Origin of the sequence: Snodgrassella sp. W6238H11 (assembly GCF_016100525.1) — a bacterium.
Lineage (GTDB): Bacteria > Pseudomonadota > Gammaproteobacteria > Burkholderiales > Neisseriaceae > Snodgrassella > Snodgrassella alvi.
On sequence record NZ_JACFSH010000024.1, the window covers coordinates 1 to 456 of the forward strand.

The window sequence follows — 456 nt, forward strand, 5'->3', positions numbered from 1 at the left end:
CGGTTTCTCTGTCTAAATACTGTCCCTGATACCTCAGGTTCTGTTGTATCTCTGTATGAGCAATCTCCTGTATCGGTTTGCCCCAAAGCTGGTATGAGCATTCCCAGACGATTTCACCGGCTTCATCCGTCAGCTCCTCCGGCATGCCGTTCAGGTCGGTATGGAAGTAGTAGATGTGTTGTTCCTGATTACCGGTCCGGTCTATCCGCGCCAGCGGTTCATAGCTGCCTTCATCGGTATACAGATACAGGCTCTGCCGTTTGTCTGCGCTGCTTTCCTGAATCATCTGCAGCCCGTCCCACAGGAAGGTGGTGCGGTTGCATGGCTTACCGTCACGATCCAGCCGGTGTTTTTCAATCCGCCGGCCAAGCGCATCGTAGACGTAGCCGTAGCGTTCAGTATGGTTTAGCTGTTCGATACGCACTTCGGTCAGGCGGTGTTCGGCATCGTAATGGT

At 53.5% G+C, this 456-nt stretch carries 1 protein-coding gene; it reads right to left on the reverse strand.

The features are described 5' to 3' along the window. Positions 1-456 (reverse strand): RHS repeat domain-containing protein (locus H3V00_RS11330; protein ID WP_198208179.1); only part of this gene is annotated, 456 nt, incomplete at both ends.